The organism is Vibrio sp. 10N.286.49.C3 (genome assembly GCF_041469545.1).
GTDB classification, from domain to species: domain Bacteria; phylum Pseudomonadota; class Gammaproteobacteria; order Enterobacterales; family Vibrionaceae; genus Vibrio; species Vibrio tasmaniensis_A.
This window is the reverse complement of the sequence record NZ_JBFRKT010000040.1, coordinates 1-22,045: the sequence shown is the minus strand read 5'-3', so window position 1 is coordinate 22,045 and position 22,045 is coordinate 1. Positions and strand designations below refer to the sequence as shown.

The window sequence follows — 22,045 nt, the reverse complement described above, 5'->3', positions numbered from 1 at the left end:
TATTGTGGTTAAAACGATGCTAGCGTTGGCTAGTATTGATATTTGCTAAGCATTTTGCAATGAGGGTTAAATGACTATTCCTGCACTTAAAGATTCCGTGAAAATTGTTGCTTCTGATTTAGATGGTACGCTTTTGGCTCCCAACCATCAGCTAAGCGACTTTACCAAACTAACGCTTAAGAAGTTACACGAGCAAGGTTACACCTTTATCTTCGCTACGGGTCGCCATCACGTCGACGTAGCAGGGATTCGTCAAATTGCAGGGATTCCGGCATACATGATCACGTCAAACGGTGCTCGCGTACACGACCAGAACGATCAACTGATGTATAGCCAGGACGTCCCTCAGAAATTAGTTCAACCGGTTATTGATATTGTTCGCCAAGATCCAAATATCTTTATTCATATGTACCAGAATGAAGATTGGCTACTCGACCGTGAAGACGAAATGCTCGCTAAGTTCCATAGTGAGTCTGGCTTTAGCTACAAGCGATTTGAAGCTGATAATGCCCCAAGCGACGGCATTGCTAAAGTCTTCTTCACACATCCAGAGCAAGACCACGAATATCTGGTCACGTTTGAGCAAAAGCTAAAAGGTGCGTTTGGAGACAAACTGAACATCGCCTTCTCAACACCTTGGTGTTTAGAAGTGATGGCCGCTGAAGTATCTAAAGGCCACGCCTTAGACGCTGTTGCGAAATCATTGAACCTAACACTGGATAACTGTGTTGCCTTTGGTGATGGCATGAATGACGCAGAGATGCTGGCGATGGCGGGTAAAGGTCTAATCATGGGCACATCACATGAAAAAGTGATGAAAGCTCTACCAGACAATGAAGTGATTGGCAGCAACGCAGACGACGCCGTTGCTCACTATCTAGAAAAGCACCTGCTCTAATCTCGTCTCGTCGAAAAGATCTGAATAAATAAAAAGGCAGCCAACTGGCTGCCTTTTTTGAACCTTACGTAAAAAGCTCTCTCTAACGCTATCGAGAACCCTGTATTTCTTTGCTTAATATTGCCTGCCACTCTTGTTCGGTAACCGGCATGATCGATAATCGGTTGCCCCGTTTAACCAGTGGCATTTCTGACAGTTCAGGCATGGCTTTAAGTGTTGCCAAAGGAATCAAGCGTTCAGTCACTCGCACAAACTCAACATCAACCATTATCCAGCGCGGATTATCGGGCGAAGACTTAGGGTCGTAGTAATTACTCTCTGGGTCGAACTGAAAGTGGTCTGGGTAGGCTTCTCTGGTTACTTTCGCGATCCCCGCCACGCCAACTTTTTTACATGATGAATGGTATATCATCACCAAGTCTCCAAGCTTGACGTCATCACGCATCATGTTTCGAGCCTGATAGTTGCGTACACCCTCCCAACAAGAGGTTTTTTGTACTCTTAGAGTCTGAATAGAGAAGGTGTCGGGTTCTGTTTTAAATAACCAATATGCCATAATAAATCCAATTAACGGTTGCTCCGAGGAAGATATAACATGAAGGTAATGAAAAACCCAGTGACATGGCTAGTCGCGTTCGCTCTACAAGGCTGTGTTACGGCACCTGATACGCCGCAACAACCGGAACGGCCCCCAGCAACCTTGGATGAGCCACTGAGCATTCAACCGCAAGCCTTCATAATGCGTGGTCAGGTGGTGGTTGGTCATGAAAGCCGAACCTTCACTCCTTGCGGTAGCCAACAACAATACTGGTTAGACTTATCTCCAGAGTTAGCGCTAGAAGCACAAGGGCTCTCAACGAGACCTTACCAAGCCTTATATGGCGAGCTGATTGGTCACCTAACCGTGCCGAGCCAAACGGGGTATAACGCAGACTTCACAGCCCGTTTTGTGGTTGACCAAGTGAACATCCTAACCGCAGAGAACCCAGAGCGCTGCGACCAACCACTGCGTTCAACACGTGTATTCGGCAATGAACCTTTCTGGTCAGCAAGCTTCGATAAGGACCAGCTCAAATACACTAAGATGGGCGAACAGCCACAGATCCTCGATATTGAATCAAGCCGCACCACACTAAGCAGTCGTGATTACCAATTAGAAGGTAAAGCAGCGCAAGGCAAACTCAACCTTACAAAAGAGAGTTGCAGCGACGGCATGAGCGATTCTATCTATGGATGGCATGCCAAGCTTAACCTCAATGACAGTAACTATAATGGCTGTGCAACGGTCTCTAACCAAGATCCAACACTGGACTGGAGCGGGCTCTACTTCGCTAGCTCAACGCAAAACTCAGGGTTCTCTATCAACCTTGAACTCAACAATGACCACAGTGCTATCACGACTTATTCATACAGCAATGGAGACCCTTCTATTGTTGAGCAGGGCTTCTGGCAGCAACTGAACCAAAATCAGGTACAAGTGGTTATGACTCGCCACCAGCAACAGTATTTGATCTCCGAGCGTATCTTCACACTCGATAATGGCAAGCTAATCGCTGAAAAAGAGAAAGTGGGCAACGTGATCTATCCGATTGCCAATGGCGGTCTGGTGCTATTCGAAGCTAAGAGTGCGCAAGCGCAAGCAAACACCCCCGCTAACGTTGATCTAACCGCTAAGCAGGTCAACTCCAGTGATCAACTTGATCCAAAAGTCGACCAAGCGATCCGCGAGTATTTTAAGATCAACAACAGCTCACCTGACGATACCAAGTACCGCTGGTTAACCTACGACCTCAACGGTGACGGCAAGGAAGAGTTGTTTGCTCAACTGGACTGGTGTGGCTCGGGTGGCTGTACACTGCTGATTTTCGAAAACCATCAAGATAACTGGCGCTTCAATAGCCGAGTGACACTGGTTAAGGGCGACATACGCTTAGGTAAATCGCAAAACCACGGCTGGCAGGATCTGATCTTCAATGTCAGTGGCGGTGGAGCAACACCTGCGAAGCACACACTGTCTTACACCGGTGTTAGCTACCCACTGAATCCAAGTGTCGCTCCAGTTGCAAATGATGCTGATATCAGCGACGTGGTTCTGTTTGCTGATGGCATATCACCAGCGCAAAGCGGAGTTAAGCTATAACCATGAGTAATCAACAAGCTTGCCCTGGTTGTGGCTTCACTCACCAGTGCGTTTGTCATCTAATACCGACGGTTGAAAGCCAAACTGATCTTGTACTATTGACTCATGAGAATGAGCTGTCGCGAGACACCAACACCGGAAAGCTGCTTCAGCAATCTCTTGAGCAGTGTCAGTCCTTGGTATGGCAAAGGAAAACACCACCAGCGGAGCTAATGGCACTGCTTGAAGATGAAACACGACAACCGTTTCTGTTATTCCCAAGTGATCAAAGCATCGAGTGTCAGCAAGCTGTGATGACCCAAGCCCAGAATCGTAAACCGCTATTCATCATATTGGATGGCACATGGCAAGAAGCGAAGAAGATGCTTAACAAGAGCTCGTGGTTACAAACCGTCCCACAAGTTCATCTGGACATCACCAGCGAATCCTCTTACACCTTGCGCCGCAATCAAGACAGTGGCCATTTGTGTACTTGCGAAGTGGGCATTGAATTGCTCAAATCTTTAGGTGAAAGCGAACCTGCCAAGCTCATTGATGACTACTACCAACAGTATCTAAAAGTATTCCACGCCGACAAATGTGGCCATGCTCTCAAATAGTTCAAGCAAGAGCGCGGGAAGACAACAGACACATTTCAGAACGGGACAGATACTGAAAACAAAAAGGGTGAACCATGAGCTCACCCTTTTTACATCGTACTTTAATCTATTGAACCATTTAGTGTTTCACGTGAAACGCACACTCTAGCTGTTCGTTGAAAAGAGATTTTACTCTCCCTATCAGAATAAGCGTTGAGGCTGACCAAAGTAGTAACCTTGCAGGTAATCGACACCCATATCCTCTGCGATTCGACACACCTGTTCATTATGTACGAACTCCGCAACTGTTTTAGCGTTCAGTATCTGGCACAAACTCACCAGTTGCTGAGCGATCTTGCGCTGTTTCTTATCTTTATCAATATTCCGAATTAGACTGCCATCAAGCTTGATCACCTGTGGCTCTAGCTTCAATATCTCATCAATATTCGAATAGCCCGAACCAAAGTCATCAACAATAATATTCACACCAAGGTCACGGAAGTGGTTACACACCTCGATCAAGCGACCGTAATCCTGAATTTGTTCCGTTTCTAACACCTCTAAGCCAATACGCTGTGGGTGACTGATTTTTTTGATGGCCTGCTCAAGGTGAAGAATGGTTTTCTCATTGCTGAAATCTTGTGGCGCTAGATTAATTGAGAACGAATCGGTTCGCTGACTCATAAAATCAAAGGTACGCGTTATCATCTGGCGACTCAGACGTGTATAGAGGTGCGTTCCTTCTATGATTGGCAAGAACTTACCCGGCACAATCAGTTGTCCATCTTCTTCAATTCGAACCAAGCACTCGTAACTTTCTACCTGATGGCTGTGCGCAGAGACAATAGGTTGGGAACACGCCACAATATTCTGATTAAGCACCGCGCGACTGACACACGACAGCCAACCAAGCTGCTCTTGGCGATGCTTCTCCAATTGAATGAGCGTCTTGGCGCTCACTAGATGCTTGTTCTGACTCACGGCGCTGCGCCTAGCATCAATCGCCTTCAACAACAAATCATCAATCGAGGTCGTAGGAAAATCTCGACGGCTGGCTATGCCCGCACAGATGGATACCGACAGATAATCAATATCAGGCAACCCCGTTGGTTCAAAATTCACATGTTCCGTTTGGTCTGCAAATTCAGAAAAACGCTGATGAATATGTTCTTGCCCCACCCAGCTATCAAAGACCACCGCCCACTCACCGATACCAATGCTATAGAGCTGACACCCCTCATCAAAGAACTGCCACAGCGCCTTTTGAAAATACTCGCTTAAATCATGCAGAAGCTTGTCACCGACTCGATAGCCATACTTCTCATTGATTTGGCCAAATGTCGTGACTTTCAAAGCCAACAAATGACTATCGGTACTCATTTTTGACAGTTTTTCACGCAGCACGCTTCGATTAGGTAAACCTGTACGGCGATCAATTCGGTAGCTCGCGGTCAATGCGGTCGCTTGCTGTTGAATCTTACTCGCCATGCTGTTGTTCATGTCATCGACATCAAGCAGAGCATTTCGTATCAATGAAAACAGAGGGGAAATATTGGTCGCGGGTTGTGTCTCTAATGGCAATACCGCCTTGCCTTCACCTTCCCTAAGCGCAAGATAAGTGAGGCTATGATGCAAAATTCGTTGCTGGTCATTATCTTGATAGAGCTCTCCCATGCAGTACACGCCATAGGTGTCCGCTAATGCTTGGAAAACCTCAACCTCTTGGTTGCCATCAATGAAATCAATGCGCGAAGTGCAGTTATAGATAAAAAACTGTTCTGGTTTATGGGAAGTAATCTGTTGAACGCCCAGTCGGATTTGTTCTAGGGTCAATGAAGGGTGGTCATAACAAAACCGCACCTCATCACCAACCTGAAACGACCCACTGAATTCTATCTCTCCGCCCTCTGTCACCTTGAGCGGTAAGTGAGTGTTCTGGTCTTTTGGTTCACCGACCATCAAGGGGAAGTTATACAGTTGCTCAAAAGGGATTTCGAGACCGTCAGCAAGGTAACGATTATAGACTTCTCGGACAGGTATACCGTCCAATTCAGCTAGCCGATTATCTTGAGCGCCAGTCACTCGGAAGGTACGACCAATAGGATTCCATTCGCAGTAATACCCCTTAGTAATTGCGAGTTCAACACTGTGCAGTGCTAACATGACATAGGCATTTTCATAGCAAATACCATCGAGCATCACCCATCGTCCATGCTCTGTAATGGTCGATGCACCGCCACAAACAGGTAATGAATATATCGACTGCTCAAACGCTGAAAATAGATCTTGGTTATTTATCTGCAAGCGATCGGCGAAACAGAGAATGCTTTGAGTATCAGCATTACATTCAAGCTGCTGCCACATCGCTTGGCTATCCCGTCGAGGCTGCTCGCTATATTCGACAACACCACAAGTGTAAGACGTCGCCTCAAAGCGAGTAACAATAACATAGAGACCTTTATGCAGGATCACACCTTGGCTGATGTAGTGATTAGCGCTACAACCAATCAATTTGGCGTTGGGGAAAGTCGACTGAATTACTTGGCAGGCAGCCAACACCGAATCTTTCTCGAAAGAAGAAAACACCTGAATCAGTAGATTGTCATGTGGATGAAAATCTATCTTTTGCAATTCACGCTGGGTGCACTTAATATCTTGTATCTGGAAAGAGGTCGATTGCATATTCACATTAATCGTTACGTTAATGATTTGTTATTGTGCTTATTATAGATAAAGCTTGCACGGAATACTTACAATCGTCTTATAAATAATGTGACGCTAGTTAGACATCATTCATTCCACTAAAGAGCCATCATCAGTGCCAGTGAAGCACTTTAAAAGCAAGTAACGTTAAGGTCGGAGGGTTTTAATAACTAAAACAGTCGCTTAGGCTCACCAAAGTAATAACCTTGCAGATAATCGACACCCATTTGCTCTGCAATTTCACAAACCTGTTGGTTATGGACAAATTCGGCAACTGTTTTGGCGTTAAACACCTGACACAAGCGTACTAATTGAGAGGCGATATTCCTTTGCTTTGGGTCTTTGTCGATATTGCGAATCAAGCTACCGTCGAGCTTTATGATCTGCGGCTCAAGTTTAATGATCTCATCAATATTGGAATAACCAGAACCAAAGTCATCAACAATGATTCTCGCCCCAAGAGCACGGAAGTGATCACACACTTCTATCATGCGGCCATAATCTTTGATCTGTTCAGACTCGAGAACCTCTAGACCAAGTCGAGTGGGGTCGTTCATACCACTAATCGCTGACTCGAGAACTTCAAGCGTCTTATCGCTCAGTAAGTCTTGTGGGGATAGGTTGATTGAAAAAGAACTCTGCTTATTTGCCATGTAGCCAATGGTGTTTCGAATCATGTGCCGGCTAAGGCGAGTATAGAGATGCGTGTCAGCAATAATGGGTAAGAACTTACCAGGGAGTACAATGGTACCGTCCGACTCCATGATTCTGACCAAGCACTCTTGGCCAATCATTTCGTGAGTACCAGACGCCACAATCGGCTGTGAGTAGGTGATAATGTTCTGATCTAAGATTGCGCGGCTTACACAGCTCAGCCAGCCTAGTTGTTCTTTACGATCTTCCTCACTCACCTGAATGTTTTTTGCATTAGTGATGTGAGTATTGTTCCGCACCCCGTAGCGTCGAGCTTCAATCGCTTTCAACAAGATCTCATCACCGCTATCAGCTAAGAAATCACAGCGACTAGCGAAACCACCACACAGAGAAACCGAAAGGTAGTCTATGTCGGTTAATCCATATGGCTCAAAATTAATATGCTCAATACCATCAGCAAACTCGACGAAACGTTGCTCTATCTTCACGCTATCGACACTCGCGTTAAAGATAATTGCCCACTCACCGACACCAATACTGAACAGTTCAACCTTTACCTTGGATTCCTTAGCCACACTAAGGTGCAATCGGTCGACAAAATGATTCGACAGATCAAGCAGTAATTGGTCACCCACTTGATAACCGTATTTTTCGTTAACTTGATGAAAATTAGTCAGCTTCAGCGTCAACAGATGTTCATTGAATAAAATCGTATTGAGGCGTTCTTTTAATACAATACGGTTGGGTAGCCCAGTGCGAGAGTCAATACGGTAGCTTTCAGTTAAGCGACGTGCCTGTTGATGGAGTTTGTTCTCCATCTGAGTGTTCATACTGTCGAGGTCTGCGACCGCATTTCTGACTAAGTTGAGTAGTGGCGATACCGTTGAGTCTCGCTTGAAATCTTCGCAACGAAACTCATTAATCTCGTCCGACTCTCTCATCGCAATATAGGTAAGGCTGTGATGCAGTATCTCTTGGCGATCGTCGTTGCGATATAGTTCGCCCATGCAGTATGCACCACACGCGTTTACTATCCCTTCAAATGGTTTGAGCTCAAGTTTACTGTCGATAAATTCTAGTCGAGATACACAGTTATAGATGATCACAGATTCAGGCTGATGCACGGCAAGCATCTCAGCGCCGTGACGCACTTTTTCTGCGGTCAAAGAAGGATGGTTATAACAAAACTGGGCCTCTTCGCCGACATGCCAAGGGCTATCAAACTCAATACTACCATCATCATTAATACGTAGAGGCGTCGAGATGCACTTCTTTCTGCCGAGCTCTCGATACAGGGGGAAGCTCATCAACTGACTAAAAGGGAGATCTTTACCATCAGCAAGGTAATGTTTGAACACCTCGATAGCCGGCTTGTCATTCAACGCATATAAACGATTTCCAACTGCGTGTGTCACTCGCAATTTCATCCCAATAGGATTCCACTCAGAATACGCGTCCGACCAAATCTTTAAGCTAGGGTTAGTCAATGCAACCGCAACACAAGCATGTTGGTAGGTTTGCTCATTATGCATAACCCAACGGCCATATTCATTCTCGTGGCACAGCCCACCAGCAACTGGTAATGCGTAAGGTAAACTCTCAAAGGCGCTATAAATAGGATAGTCACGCCCTTCAACCTGATCGCACAAGCTGATAACCGTTTTGGTTTCTTCTGTAAGGTTTAATTGAGAAGCGAGATCTTGGCTATCTTGATTTGGGTTTCCGGTAAACGTCTGAACTGTAGACGTTAAATGGGTATCGTTAAATTCACTGACGACGACTAAGGTACATTCATGCTTCAGGCTGTTATCACAGATAACATAACGGGCGCTCTGACCGATTAACGTCGCATGCCCTATGCGATTGAGGGCTGCATTGGCAATTCGACGAGCGATATCAGAGGACTGAGCAGAGAAAATTTGAATAAGGTACTGTTTGCTGTCACACCACTCTCGCTGATCAAATTGAGACTTAAATAACTCCTCAGTATTTGCGAGAAATGTAAATGTTTGCATGCCAACCCTTGTTCGAAATCGAGTGAAATGAGAACCCGTACTACTATGAATCAAAATTCCGATCAAAAGTAGTCGCCAATTATCCTAGCCTAAACAGGCATTTAATTGTGACTAATGTAACAATTCAATATCATAAATGCGACACATTAAGCTTACTACGGCAATTAAGTTAATCGCATAAGTTCACTAAGTAGCTCTATTTCAACATCAGGCAGCACTGTTGCCTTCGGGGAATCATATAAATTGGAACCAGTATCATTAAACCAGCATGCTTGGAAACCATTTGTCTTAGCTCCATAGACATCGGTTTTAAGATGGTCACCAACATGGAGAATATTCTCAGCGTCACAATTTAGGTATTGCTGAGCTTTATCAAACATATCTGGGTAGGGTTTTGCTCTGCCGTCAGGACCGGCTTTAAGGATTAACTGGAAGTACTGCCCCAAGCCAATTTTATGTGGGTCGACATTGCCATTAGTAATCGCAACTAAAGGAATACATAGGCTCAGCTCAGTCATCACTCGATGCGTTTCTTGTGGCACATCGACTTGATTACGCAGCCACAAGGCATGTTCTATGCCTTCACGAGCCGCTTGTTCTGCTTGCTGCTGAGAATACCCCAGTTGTAACAAACCACGCTTAATCTGTGTTTCTCGCCACACGGTGACATCATGCTTTAACGCTGGGTTTTCAGAGGCGACTTGCTGTTTGATACCTTGCCACTCTTCTAACGAAAGAGAAGCAGACACAGGATGCTTTTGATAAAGCCACTGCGCCATCTCTTTCTCAACCTTCATGATCACAGGCCAGTTGTCGTACAAGGTATCATCCAAATCAAAGGTCATGGCTTTGATGGGCTTTAACCCTCGATAAATTCGCATAGTTAAACCTTTAATCTAATCTTTATTCTTCTTACGAGCTCTTGGATGAGCTTGGTCATAAGCTTGTGCTAAATGTTGGAAATCTAAGTGAGTGTACACTTGGGTTGTCGAGATGTTTTCATGCCCGAGCAACTCTTGAACCGCACGAAGGTTTTGGCTCGACTCCAGTACATGTGTTGCAAAGGAGTGACGCAGTTTATGCGGGCTGATGTGACTCGCGACAGATTGCTTCTTGCCCCACTCTTCCATGCGCTTTTGCACGCTGCGATGAGAGATACGAGTCCCTAACTTCGAGACAAACAGTGCAGGCTCACCCGGCGAAGCTAGTTCACCACGAACTTTGAGCCATTTATCAACCCATTCTTTCGCTAAACCAGAAAAAGGCGCTTTGCGTTCTTTGTCGCCTTTACCAATCACTCGGATTTCGCCTTGTCGACCCAAGACATCTTTAAGATTGATACCGACCAGCTCAGCCAAACGTAATCCAGCACCATACATCACTTCCATCATCGCTCGGTCACGAATTGACAGTGGGTCGTCCTCATTCACATCAAGCAACTGACCGACTTCATCAACATCGAGGTTTTTAGGCAAAGGACGTTGTTTACGAGGTGCTGAAACCCCTTTGGCTGGATTGGCGGTCATTTCGCCACGCAAGACAAGGAAATCAAAGAAGCTGCGCAGTGAAGATAAGCGAGTCGCAATACTGCTCGCTTTCATTCCTTCGCGCATGCCTTTACTTGCAAGTTGTCTTACCCACGCCGCATCGACTTGAGACCAATCCTTTAGTCCAAGAGTGACTAAATGAGCGGCCATGGTTTCAAGTTGTTGTTTGTAGTTACGTTGGGTGTGTAAGCTGAGTCCCTTCTCACTTCTAAGATATTCATAGAAGCGAGAAAGCGGCTTTTGAAGGCTATTAGGAAGAGGTATTTTGGGCTCTAGGCTCATTATTTATCTGCCAAGGTAAGGTGTCCGCCAAATGAGCGACAACAAGTGCTAAATGGCGTAAAAAGAGCGTGTCCATATGAGGCTGGAAGTGTCCGCCATCTTCACTAGAAAAAGCGAGTACACCCAGTGGAGATCGCTTAGCAAGGGGTAGCACTACATAAGAGCCTAGCTCTGGAACTGGATAATCACCAAACAAATCGTGTCTGTCTGCCTTTCTCAATCGCCCTAGATAAGCATCTTTGCCATTGAAATGGTTAAGTGAAAATTTCGAGTAACGCTCTTCATTCAGCTGATAAAAACCTAATTGTGAGAGAACTCGTACATGAGCCTTAAGCCCTAGTTCCAACGCTTTTTGTTCAACAGCCTTGATAACCTGAATGAAGTCACTGCATTTCAACACTTGAGTTTGCAGATCCATGAATTCATAGAAAGTTTTATCGTTATTCGCCGCTAGTGACATCAGGCCAGTGATCTCTTCTTCCAGCTCTTCGATTCTATGACGCTGACGTTTAAGCTGAATCTCAACCAGAGAAACAGCGCCCTGCTCAACATTATTAATAGCAAGGCGATCAACCAAATCTTTCCTGTTTTGAAAGAAATCTGGGTTATCTCGTAAATATTCCGCAACCACCTCTGCAGTCAGAGTGTCGCCTTCAACGTAAGACAAAACCTATCCTTTATTTTTTATAAATCTATTTGTTATATCGTTATTAGCAAGAAAGCTGACCATCAAACACATGCGTTGCTGGACCAGTCATCAACAGAGGTTTCCCAGGGCCTTGCCAGCTAATGTGTAAGTCACCACCAGGTAGACGAACCTTCACATTCTCAGCCAGTAAGCCTTGTGTTATACCAACAGCAACTGCACCACATGCGCCACTGCCACACGCCTGAGTTTCACCCGCACCACGTTCGTAGACGCGCAAGCGAACCTCTTCACGGTTAACCACTTGCATAAAGCCAGCATTAACACGCTCAGGAAAACGTTCGTGAGATTCAAGCAGCGGACCTAAGGTATCCACATCTGCTGTATCGACGTCATCAACTACGGTAACCACATGTGGGTTACCCATGCTAACAGCACCACAGAACAAGGTGTGTACATCCGTTCTTAGGATATACGTCTTTTCTGGCTGCTTCGCCTTAAATGGAATCTTGCCCGGTTCGAACTCAGGAATGCCCATGTTGACAGTGATTAAATCATTGTCTTCAATCTTAAGAACCATTTTCCCTTTCTTGGTGCTCACGTTGATGCTGTACTTATTCGTTAAGCCTTTCATGCGAACGAATCGAGCAAAACAACGTGCACCATTGCCACACTGCTCAACTTCACTGCCATCTGCATTAAATATGCGATAATGGAAGTCAGTTTCAGGATCATAGGGAGCTTCAACTACAAGTAGCTGGTCAAAACCCACACCAGTGTGACGATCCGCCAAACGACGGATCAAATCTGGAGAAAAGAAAATATTTTGAGTAATGCAGTCCACGACCATGAAATCATTGCCCAAACCATGCATTTTAGAAAAGTGGAAGTGCATAACGCTTAAAATTACTCCGGAAGAATGTTTTCAAGTTCCCACAGACTCGTAAGCTCTTCACGCTGACGAACCAAATGAGTTTTATCGCCATCAACCATCACTTCTGCCGCACGCGAACGAGTGTTGTAGTTAGATGACATAGCGAAGCCATAAGCACCTGCTGAACGAACAGCCAATAAATCGCCCTCTTCAAGAACAAGGTCACGATCTTTACCTAGGAAGTCACCCGTTTCACATATAGGGCCAACTAAATCGTAAGTCACAGCTTCACCCTGACGCGGGCTAACTGGAACAATATCTTGCCAAGCTTGGTAAAGTGCAGGGCGCATCAGGTCGTTCATTGCCGCATCGATAATGGCAAAGTTCTTATGCTCTGTTGGCTTAAGGAACTCGACTTTTGTTAATAATACACCAGCGTTAGCCGCAATCGCTCTTCCTGGCTCGAAAATCAGCTCTAGATCAGAATGATTGTCTAGGCGAGCCAACAAGGCTTTCGCGTAGTCAGAGGGCTGTGGTGGTAATTCATCACGATAAACCACCCCCAAACCTCCGCCAACATCAAGATGCTTGATGTTGATATCGTTAGCTCGTAGTTGATCGATCAACGCAAGCAAGCGATCAGTGGCATCGATGAAAGGTTCGATATCCGTTAACTGAGAGCCGATATGGCAATCAATACCATGGATAGACAAGTTATCGAGTGTTTTAGCAAACGCATAAACAGCAGGAGCACGATCGAAGGCGATACCAAACTTGTTATCACGCAGACCCGTAGAGATATAAGGGTGAGTATTGGCATCAACATCAGGGTTGATTCTCAGTGAAATCGGCGCTTTAACTCCAAGTTCACCGGCCACTTTATTCAGTCGCTCCAGTTCTGGCTCAGACTCTACGTTGAAACATTTAATGTTCAACTCAAGCGCTCGCTTCATTTCTGCGGCTGTTTTGCCGACACCAGAGAAAACAACTTTCGCCGGATCGCCACCTGCAGCAACCACACGCTCTAGCTCACCACCAGAAACGATGTCAAAACCAGAACCCAAACGAGCTAAGGTATTCAACACGCCTAGATTCGAGTTAGCTTTAACGGCGTAACACACCAAATGCGGGTGCTCACCTACCGATGAGTCAAATGCGTTCCAGTGACGTTCTAATGTGGCACGAGAATATACATACAGCGGTGTACCATATTGCTCTGCTAGTTGTGAAAGTGCGACGTCCTCAGCCCAAAGCTGGCCATCTTCCTGATAGTTGAAGTAATCCAAAGTTCTTATCCCTTATAAATAACGATTTCTGCGTGTTTCACTTATTGTGATTGTTCAGTCTGTTGAACTTCATCAGGATCATACAAAGGACCCGTTTGACCACAACCAGAAAGTCCAATAACGGACACCATAAACAAAGCGGTAATTAGTTTTTTCATTTTGCACATCGTGATTATTAACTCAATGCCCCCTATAATCGCACCACACTCAGGAAAAGCAATAGGATAGAAAGGATGAACGAGACTGAATTTCATAAGCTGGTCGATATACAGATGCAAAACATCGAAGAAGCGATCGATGAATCAGAGGCAGATATTGATTATGAAGTGACTGGTAACGTAATGACGTTGGAGTTTGAAAACCGCAGCCAAATTATCATCAATCGCCAAGAACCAATGCGTGAGATCTGGTTAGCGTCTAAATCTGGCGGCTTTCACTTCAAGCTAGTTGACGACAAGTGGACATGTTCAAAGACGGGCATGGCGTTGTTTGAGATGGTCAAAGAAGAGTGCGAAAAGCACGCAGATGAAGAGATTAATTGGGTCTAATCATTTGTAAGCAAAACTAAAAAGGAGTGAATCAATCACTCCTTTTTCAATATCAATCAGTCTTGGTAAGACTAGATATTGACTATCTTTGAGCTCCGAGAAGCTAAAGTCGCATCGTTACGATATGGCACCACATAAGAGTTACCTTCTTCAGGGTGAACAATTTGGTAGTACTGAGGTAGGTTAAAGTTAATCAACTTAGACGACACCTTCGACTCATCTTTTACTGAAGTGTAGAAAGAATTCACGCTTGCGATCATCTCATCTTTTTCACCGCTGTACTGGTGATACACCTCAACCTGATTCGACTCGTCCAATACATAAATATTGAAACCTTTGTCGGTATCCTCAAAGAAAAATTGAATTAAACCTTCACTCGCAAAACCATCAACCACTTCTGGTAGCTGATACTCTTGCTCTTTATCGAGCATCAGTAAAGGTGAGCCCTTCAGCTTATTCGTCGAGATACTACGATAGAAATCGACCGAGTTTTCCAACATCTGTACCGATACACCACGACGTTCAAAGAACAGACCAAACATTTTGTTTGCCAGGCGAATAGCCTTAAATCGGCGGCGTTTCTCTGGCTCAATCGGTTTTAATCGCAAGTCGATACACTCGGCAAGCAGTTGATACACCATATTACGCATCACACCGCGTAGGTTTTTGCTGTAACAGAACACATCGACCGACTCTGGCGGCAACGCATCCTGGTGCATTTTACCCAGTACCGTCTTCAGCGCGTCCAACATCGCGGTTTCGCCTTGGAAATGAAGTGTACGAACTTCATGCCAAGAGTTCCGATAAACCAGATCAACACTACCGACTAAGCTCTTACCTTCTTCACCAAAACTGAAAATATCGGCATTCTTAAGATCCACTTTTAATGCGCGACCACTTAATTCAGACGTCGGGTCATTTTCAAAGTTGATGAACATCGCCAGTTGGCTTATCTCACACGGGCTCGCCAGTGCCTGCATACTCGGACGACGCTTACGCAAAGAGAAGGTATTACGTAGATCGCTCACCATTTGATAAAATTTATCGATATCAATATGAGCATCTCGAACCACAGAGTGCAAACGCGTCGACTCTGTAATTAGGCCATTAAAGAACGACCAAGCAACCAATTTACTCAAGTACTCATGGTGTTCAAGTGAAGGCTGACCGAGAATGCGATGTGCAATCAAAGGCTGTTTGTACAAGTACCAACCTGCTTTATTTGACTGACCCTGACGAACTTCGATAAAGCTCAAATCTGGCTCATGGAGATCCGGGGATATTTGTGGATTCAGTAGCGTCACTTTGCCTGGTAACACCTCAAACGCAGCATAAAGCTTACGTGCCAAGATACTGATATCTTGCGGGCTGATAGCTGAAGTGATGTCGTTGCGACGTGCAAATTGAATCAGATTACGATAGCTCAGCATCAAGGCATCAAGCAGCGCATGGTGTACCACTTTAACCTGCTCAACCTTCCAGTTACGGCGGTTGTCGAGCTCAGCAATGGTTTCATGTCCCCAGTTCCAAGATTTAGTCATCTCGGTTAAGGCTTCACGACGCCATGCGACAGAACCAATACCCGCATCTCGTGACAACTTCTCGTGGGTTTTAAGATAGAAGCAGCGTCTCACCAAATCCAATCGAGTATGGTCGTTGATACGTTCTAGGTAGCGAGTGACCTTTTCAAGCATCAGATAGTAGCTATCCATGCCATACAGATCAGGTTCATCTGCGAAGAAACGACGCTTGGTGTCAATACTAAGAAGCTGGGTGTTTGGGTATTCCCATGAATAAGCTTCTAACAGGATCGCCTTCAACACCGATTTATACGGTGAGTCGATACTCTTATAGAGCTGCCATAGGTTTGAACCAAAGTACTCTTCAGCAGGAATACTGTTCAGCTTGCCGAAATCGATCCACTGCGAGCAATCAAGATAACCATCGTTACATAAACCTTGGACATACTCGTCGTAGCACTCCTCCATTTCTGGCGGGATGATTTGCCACAACAAACGCTGGCCAGCCAAACGAACGGCTGAGCGGTAGAACTCATCAAGCAGTAGTAAGTGCTGTGAAGAACCACAGTTATCACCGGTCATCTCTTCAGAATGATTCGAGCGGAAACGCTCTTCATCCATCAAAAAGAAGTTCGCTTCAACCCCTAAGGTTTCAGCCCAATCAGTAATAAGCAGGCATTTATTGGTCAGGCTATCGCGAGATGCGCCATCCATATCTGGAGATACACCCACCCAGATATCAAGATCACTTGAGGTACTTTGACCAATAGACGAAGTACTACCCATGGTGTACAAACCCAAGATTGCTGGTTCAGCGGCCTCGGTAAGTTTTCCGCCCAGAGTTAATTCAGTATCAGAGACAAATTGCTTTTGGAATTCATTGGGCGTGAAGCTACGAATTCCAAAAGGAACTTGTTGGTCATAATAACCAGGCATCATCGGGTGATTGAAGTGAAGCAGCGCGGGGATAAGGTTAAAAACTCGCTGGCCCTGCACATTCATCAACGCCAACGCACGATCAATGCGCTGCTGATTTAGATTGTCTAATCGTTGAATCAAAGTTTGAGTGTAAGCCTGCAAGGTAAGTCCTTGGTTTGAGATTAAGTGTACTTCTGTTTAGTTACTGAACGAAAGCAGCAACAAAACGTGATCAATTTAACACTTTTACCCTTATCGGTAAAGCAAAGGACGCCGTCATACTTACGAATCCCTTGATGACTGAAAGTAAAACTCGCGGCGCCGTAGTGTCCTCTTTATTGACTATTTCTAATAATAGCCCATGTTTCAAATGAGATACCAATCACACTATTTTGGTGAACTCATGAAATTCCCTCTGCTATCAAAGTATCGAATGATCAAACAGTAAGAATTTTCGCCTCACAATGGTAGGATTAGCCTATTACAGAATCTATATCGGAAACACCATGACAAATTCAGCACCAATCCGTATCGCGACCAGAAAAAGCCCTCTTGCCCTTTGGCAGGCATACTTTGTAAGGGATGCACTGCAAGCTGCTCACCCTGGTTTAGAGGTTGAGTTGGTAACTATGGTGACCAAAGGTGACATCATCCTAGACACGCCACTTGCTAAAGTAGGCGGTAAAGGGCTATTCGTTAAAGAACTTGAAGTAGCAATGCTAGAAGGTCGTGCTGATCTAGCGGTTCACTCAATGAAAGACGTACCGGTCGACTTCCCTGAAGGTCTAGGTCTAGTAACTATTTGTGAGCGCGAAGATCCTCGTGATGCTTTCGTATCAAATACTTACAACAACATCGATGAGTTACCACAAGGTGCAGTTGTAGGTACATGCAGCCTGCGTCGTCAATGTCAGTTGCTAGAATACCGCCCAGATCTCATCATCAAAGAACTGCGTGGCAACGTTGGTACTCGTCTAGGTAAACTCGATGATGGTCAATACGATGCTATCGTGTTGGCAGCAGCTGGCCTTAAGCGATTAGAGCTAGAAGAGCGTATCCGTAGCTTTATCGAACCTGAACAGTCTCTACCTGCTGTAGGGCAAGGCGCTGTTGGTATTGAGTGTCGTCTAGATGATGAACGTCTAATCAAGCTTCTTGAGCCACTGAACCACAAAGACACAGCCGATCGTGTGCTATGCGAACGTGCAATGAACCTAACTCTAGAAGGTGGTTGTCAGGTTCCTATCGGTAGCTACTCATTATTAGATGGCGATAATATCTGGCTACGTGCATTAGTAGGCGAACCAGATGGTTCTAAAATGGTTCGTGGTGAGATCTCTGGCCTTCGCAAAGATGCAGAAGCACTTGGCGTTACTCTGGCAAATCAATTGCTGGATGATGGCGCGAGAGAAATCTTAACCAAGCTATACGCAGACCAAGAATAACTATGACAGTGTTGGTGACTCGTCCCGGTTCAGAGGGACAATCGCTTTGCCAACAACTAGCGGATGAAGGGATTCAAGCAATCCATCATCCGCTTATTCGTATCGTTGATAATCCACACTCATCGGATTTAAGCACCCAGCTTAATAACAGCGATATCATTATTGCAGTCAGTCACCACGCCGTGACCGCTGCCCAAAACATCCTTTCGAAAACTTCATCTATTTGGCCAACTTCGCCGCTTTATCTTGGCGTTGGTCAAAAAACTGCGCACGTTTTAAGCAAAGTTAGTAAACAAAAAGTAAACTATCCCAAAGTGAGTGATAGTGAACATCTTCTCAAACTTACTGAACTTAATGGCGTAGATAATAAATCCATTTTGATACTGCGTGGAAATGGTGGGCGTGAGCTCATTAGAGATTCTCTACTCAATCGAGGTGCACAAGTCTCTTATTGTGAGACCTACCGTAGAGAATATATTCCTATTAGCGACCACAATACCTATCAAACATGGATAAACAACAAAACGTCCAAAGTTGTCATCACTAGTCAGGAACAATTGGAGTATCTCTGCTCAATTACCCCTGATGAGTATTTGGCTTGGCTTTCAACAAGACATTTATTTGTCCCAAGCCAGCGCATAGTAGAACGAGCACAACAACTCGGCTTCTCAAACGTGACCAATACTCACAGTGCTACGAACCAAATATTACTGGCTGCTCTCCGGCCCTAGCTAGAACAGGAAATAAGCATGACAAGCGAAAAAAATAATGAGCATATTGAACCTGAAAAGAAACAAGACACTCAGCCAGTAGTTGTTGAAAACGAAAAAGCTGACTCTACAGAGACAAAACAGCCTGAACATAAAGAGCAAATAGAGAAAGCGGAAAAGCAAGGTAAGCGCGGTGTCAAACTAGGCGCTATTGCGATCGCTATTTCTATTATTTTTAGCGGCGGCATCGCATTTCAAATGCAGCAAAAGAGCGCTGAGTACTCGGCTCAAATAGCCGCTCTTCAAGCACAACTTCAAAATACTCAATCTGCAGTAAATAAAGACCTACAAACCATCAAGCAAGAGACCATCCAAGAAGCATCACATGCGGTGGAGAAAACTCAAGTCGTGCAATCTCAGCAACAGAAGAGCATTCAAAGCCTACAGCTAGCGGTTGCTGATGTTAAAGGTCGCCGTCCAAATGACTGGTTGCTTGCTGAAGCTGATTACCTTGTGAAACTTGCTGGTCGTAAACTGTTCCTAGAACATGATGCCGTTAGTGCCACCAAACTAATGGAAAGCGCAGATCAACGTATCGCCGCACTGAATGACCCAAGCTTGGTCTCTCTTCGTCAATCAATGACCAATGACATTACTAAGCTTCGCACTATCCCTCTAATCGACCGTGATGGCTTAGTTCTTCGTATCACAAGCCTACAACAACAAGTCGATACTCTACCGCTTGCCAATGCGATTCTTCCAGAAGCTGCGGTTGTTGAGAAAAAAGCCGTATCGCAAGATATCAATGATTGGCAGAACAACCTGATGACGTCGATGAAAGATTTTTCAGAAAACTTCATCACATTCCGCAGTCGTGATGGTGAAGTTATTCCTCTACTCTCTCCTGAACAACACTTTTACCTGCGTGAGAATATCAAGGGCAAACTAGAGACCGCAATTCGCGCAGTCTACAAAGAGCAAGGCGAAGTCTATAGCGCAGCTCTTAAGACAGCTAACGAGTGGTCGAAGTCGTACCTAAACCAAGATAACAACTCAGTAATCGAGTTTGAAAAGGCGATTAAGCAGCTGAGCGAGCAGAATATTTCTGTGAAATACCCTGTAAAACTTGAGTCTCAAAATGAGTTGTCAGATGTTATACGTGAGCGCCTACGTCGTGAAGTCACTGTTATGACCACGGAGGAAAAATAATGATTCGTTGGATTTTTCTTTTTCTCGTTCTCGGAGCTGGGTTAATTGTTGGTACTCAGTTCTCTGGTCAACAAGGCTACGTTCTGATCTCAATTGCGAATAAGACCATTGAGATGAGCGTGACAACACTGGTTATCTTTGTCATTGCTCTTCTAGCGGCTCTATTCGGCTTAGAGTACCTATTTAAAAAGCTTATGTACGCAAGCTCGACAACTTGGAATTGGTTCAGTGTTCGTAAGCTGAAGCGCTCTCGTCGTTATACCAATGAAGGCATCATCAAGCTGCTTGAAGGTGACTGGAAAGGCGCTGAGAAGAAAGTAACTCGCTGGGCTAATCATCACGACATGCCTCTACTTTGTTATTTAGTCGCTTCTCAAGCGGCACACGAGCAAGGTAATACAAGTGAGCGTGATAAGTACATCGAGCTTGCTAGCCAACAGGACGACTCTCTACTGGCGGTAGAGCTAACTAAAGCTAAACAGCAAATCAGCGAGTCAAACTACGAAGCTGCATTCGATACACTTTCTACCCTAAAAGGCACATACCCTAATAACACTGCTGTGCTTGGCCTGTTAAAAGCCACTTACTTGCAACTGAAGTTATGGCAGCCTTTGCTAGAGTTAACGCCTAAATTAGTTAAGAACAAGCTTCTAACAGCTGATGAACAACGTGAATTAGAACAGAAAGCACAATGTGGATTACTTCATGATGTAGCTCAACAACAAGGTAGCGAAGGTTTAATCAGCCATTGGAACAAGCTTTCAAGAAAGCAGAAACAAAGCTCTCACCTTGTTTCCTGCTTTGTGAAGCAACTGATCGCTCGTAAAGCTGACTCAGAAGCCTTCACAGTGATCAAAGAGAACATTGCAAAGAATGGTTCAAATGAGCTCTACATGTTGCTTCCAGAGCTGAACTTAGCCGATCACCACCCAGTAGTGGTCATGCTAGAACGTTCAATCAGTAAAGACAGTGGTAATGCCGAAGCACACAGCGCTCTGGCTCAGTTCTACCTAAGAGAGCAGAAGTGGGCGGAAGCACAAAACCACTTCGAAAAAGCCCTAGCACTTCGTTCAAATGTCTCAGATTACGGATACCTATCTGACGCACTAGAGAAGCAAAACTTAACGAAAGCAGCTCACGAGGTTTCTCGTAAAGCGCTCGCTCTCGTTCAACCAGCGTAATTCAAAACGACTCAAACTAAGCCGATGTCTAGCATCGGCTTTTTTGTATCTGTTATTTACCCCTAGATAACTTCTACAACACATCTCATCGAACCCTACGCGTCCAACGCTACGCCACCAAACTAACTATTAAATTACGCAATGGAGCCTCTCAAACACACAGAGAACTACTTTAATTGTGTCTGTATGTAGTTTTGCGATTTTTATAAACAAGCCCTAAGAAGAGGCTCGAGAGGAATCATAAAGAAAAGTGACGCCTCTAAGCTGAAGAGTAAAAGGAGCTCACTTTGAGAGAAGACATTTAAAGATATTCACCAACAGACCGAAAGCCACGTTAAATCACGCTGAATTAGCAATTAAATGGCCATCAATATTCCAACTATAAAACGCTAAAGCCGGGGCTTCACGTAACTGCTTAATAGGTTCATCTATTAAGCAGTAGAGATATAGCAAGAGTTGCCGAACCAGCAAAACCTTGTGACTAGAGACGAGACATCTTTATCAACCAGTTCAAATTAGTAAGAAGTAAACCTCACTAAGACATTCTCTAAAGGTTAACCATTGAATCGATAGCCACAAATATCAACTAACGTAATCAAGCGCTTCTAGAAAGAGCAGGACTTTTATAATAAGTGTTGGAATATCAGAGCTCGAGCTCAACGGACAACGCTTCTACAAAACTCGAAGTTGAATAATAAGATTCATATGCCGGAAACGACGAAAGCCTAGTCGTCAGACTAGGCTTTCTAATATGTGCAGGAATAGCGTGAAGTGTAGGGTCTCGATGCCTTTACAGCACTCATACAATCTACAAGCAAAACTCTTTTCTTCAAATATAAAAAAGCCCTGCTATTTCTAGCAGGGCTTTTCTAATAAGTGGCGGAGTGGACG

At 44.8% G+C, this 22,045-nt stretch carries 18 protein-coding genes; 8 read left to right on the top strand and 10 right to left on the bottom strand.

Features of this window, described 5'->3' with window-relative positions:
- Window positions 1–70 precede the first annotated feature (70 nt).
- The gene (locus tag AB4180_RS16205) at window positions 71–898 is read left to right on the top strand and encodes a Cof-type HAD-IIB family hydrolase (protein WP_017100567.1); all 828 of its coding nucleotides are present in this window, start codon (window positions 71–73) and stop codon (window positions 896–898) included.
- Window positions 899–986: 88 nt separating this feature from the next.
- Here the strand turns inward: AB4180_RS16205 and AB4180_RS16200 are convergent, their stop codons facing one another.
- A complete protein-coding gene (locus AB4180_RS16200) occupies window positions 987–1,454 on the bottom strand; it encodes an EVE domain-containing protein (RefSeq protein WP_102249643.1) in 468 nt (155 codons plus the stop codon).
- A 39-nt stretch (window positions 1,455–1,493) separates the two neighbouring features.
- Here AB4180_RS16200 and AB4180_RS16195 point away from each other — a divergent pair, with 39 nt between their 5' ends.
- Both AB4180_RS16195 and AB4180_RS16190 read left to right on the top strand, forming a co-directional pair.
- Window positions 1,494–3,038 (top strand): COG3650 family protein, encoded by a 1,545-nt coding sequence (locus AB4180_RS16195; RefSeq protein ID WP_102249644.1) that lies wholly within the window; start codon window positions 1,494–1,496, stop codon window positions 3,036–3,038.
- Window positions 3,039–3,040: 2 nt separating this feature from the next.
- Window positions 3,041–3,637 (top strand): tRNA-uridine aminocarboxypropyltransferase, encoded by a 597-nt coding sequence (locus AB4180_RS16190; protein ID WP_102249645.1) that lies wholly within the window; start codon window positions 3,041–3,043, stop codon window positions 3,635–3,637.
- 180 nt (window positions 3,638–3,817) lie between these two features.
- Here the strand turns inward: AB4180_RS16190 and AB4180_RS16185 are convergent, their stop codons facing one another.
- From AB4180_RS16185 to lptM, 8 genes are all read right to left on the bottom strand, one after another.
- Window positions 3,818–6,298, bottom strand: coding sequence for an EAL domain-containing protein (locus tag AB4180_RS16185; protein WP_102249646.1), 2,481 nt, complete (start codon window positions 6,296–6,298; stop codon window positions 3,818–3,820).
- Window positions 6,299–6,489: 191 nt separating this feature from the next.
- Window positions 6,490–8,988, bottom strand: coding sequence for an EAL domain-containing protein (locus AB4180_RS16180; protein ID WP_065679907.1), 2,499 nt, complete (start codon window positions 8,986–8,988; stop codon window positions 6,490–6,492).
- A 164-nt stretch (window positions 8,989–9,152) separates the two neighbouring features.
- On the bottom strand, window positions 9,153–9,869 hold the full coding sequence (gene yigB / locus AB4180_RS16175) for a 5-amino-6-(5-phospho-D-ribitylamino)uracil phosphatase YigB (RefSeq protein ID WP_102249647.1): 717 nt from the start codon (window positions 9,867–9,869) through the stop codon (window positions 9,153–9,155).
- A 15-nt stretch (window positions 9,870–9,884) separates the two neighbouring features.
- Window positions 9,885–10,817, bottom strand: coding sequence for a tyrosine recombinase XerC (xerC, locus tag AB4180_RS16170; protein ID WP_086048531.1), 933 nt, complete (start codon window positions 10,815–10,817; stop codon window positions 9,885–9,887).
- Entirely contained in the window at window positions 10,786–11,484 is a 699-nt protein-coding gene (locus tag AB4180_RS16165) for a DUF484 family protein (protein WP_012605049.1), read from the bottom strand. The genes xerC and AB4180_RS16165 overlap by 32 nt, the downstream gene beginning before the upstream one ends.
- A gap of 43 nt (window positions 11,485–11,527) precedes the next feature.
- Window positions 11,528–12,358: a diaminopimelate epimerase gene (gene dapF, locus AB4180_RS16160; protein WP_009848210.1), complete on the bottom strand. Its 831-nt coding sequence runs from the start codon at window positions 12,356–12,358 to the stop codon at window positions 11,528–11,530.
- Window positions 12,359–12,369: 11 nt separating this feature from the next.
- Window positions 12,370–13,623, bottom strand: coding sequence for a diaminopimelate decarboxylase (gene lysA / locus AB4180_RS16155; protein WP_009848209.1), 1,254 nt, complete (start codon window positions 13,621–13,623; stop codon window positions 12,370–12,372).
- Between the two features lie 41 nt (window positions 13,624–13,664).
- Window positions 13,665–13,781 carry a lipoprotein gene (gene lptM / locus AB4180_RS22810; RefSeq protein WP_407829960.1) on the bottom strand — a complete coding sequence of 39 codons (117 nt, stop codon included), beginning with the start codon at window positions 13,779–13,781 and terminating at the stop codon, window positions 13,665–13,667.
- A gap of 75 nt (window positions 13,782–13,856) precedes the next feature.
- Here lptM and cyaY point away from each other — a divergent pair, with 75 nt between their 5' ends.
- A complete protein-coding gene (gene cyaY / locus AB4180_RS16145; RefSeq protein WP_009848207.1) occupies window positions 13,857–14,171 on the top strand; it encodes an iron donor protein CyaY in 315 nt (104 codons plus the stop codon).
- 71 nt (window positions 14,172–14,242) lie between these two features.
- Here cyaY and AB4180_RS16140 read toward each other — a convergent pair whose 3' ends face one another.
- Window positions 14,243–16,771: a class I adenylate cyclase gene (locus AB4180_RS16140; protein ID WP_102249648.1), complete on the bottom strand. Its 2,529-nt coding sequence runs from the start codon at window positions 16,769–16,771 to the stop codon at window positions 14,243–14,245.
- 344 nt (window positions 16,772–17,115) lie between these two features.
- On the opposite strand from AB4180_RS16140, the gene hemC reads away from it, so the two are divergent.
- From hemC to AB4180_RS16120, 4 genes are read left to right on the top strand one after another with little or no spacing between them, the layout of a single operon-like run.
- Window positions 17,116–18,054, top strand: a complete 939-nt coding sequence (gene hemC, locus AB4180_RS16135) for a hydroxymethylbilane synthase (RefSeq protein WP_009848205.1) — start codon at window positions 17,116–17,118, stop codon at window positions 18,052–18,054.
- A gap of 2 nt (window positions 18,055–18,056) precedes the next feature.
- Window positions 18,057–18,785, top strand: coding sequence for a uroporphyrinogen-III synthase (locus AB4180_RS16130; protein WP_102249649.1), 729 nt, complete (start codon window positions 18,057–18,059; stop codon window positions 18,783–18,785).
- 18 nt (window positions 18,786–18,803) lie between these two features.
- Window positions 18,804–19,973 (top strand): uroporphyrinogen-III C-methyltransferase, encoded by a 1,170-nt coding sequence (locus tag AB4180_RS16125; protein WP_102249650.1) that lies wholly within the window; start codon window positions 18,804–18,806, stop codon window positions 19,971–19,973.
- The gene (locus AB4180_RS16120) at window positions 19,973–21,154 is read left to right on the top strand and encodes a heme biosynthesis protein HemY (protein WP_102249651.1); all 1,182 of its coding nucleotides are present in this window, start codon (window positions 19,973–19,975) and stop codon (window positions 21,152–21,154) included. The genes AB4180_RS16125 and AB4180_RS16120 overlap by 1 nt, the downstream gene beginning before the upstream one ends.
- Window positions 21,155–22,045: the final 891 nt, after the last annotated feature.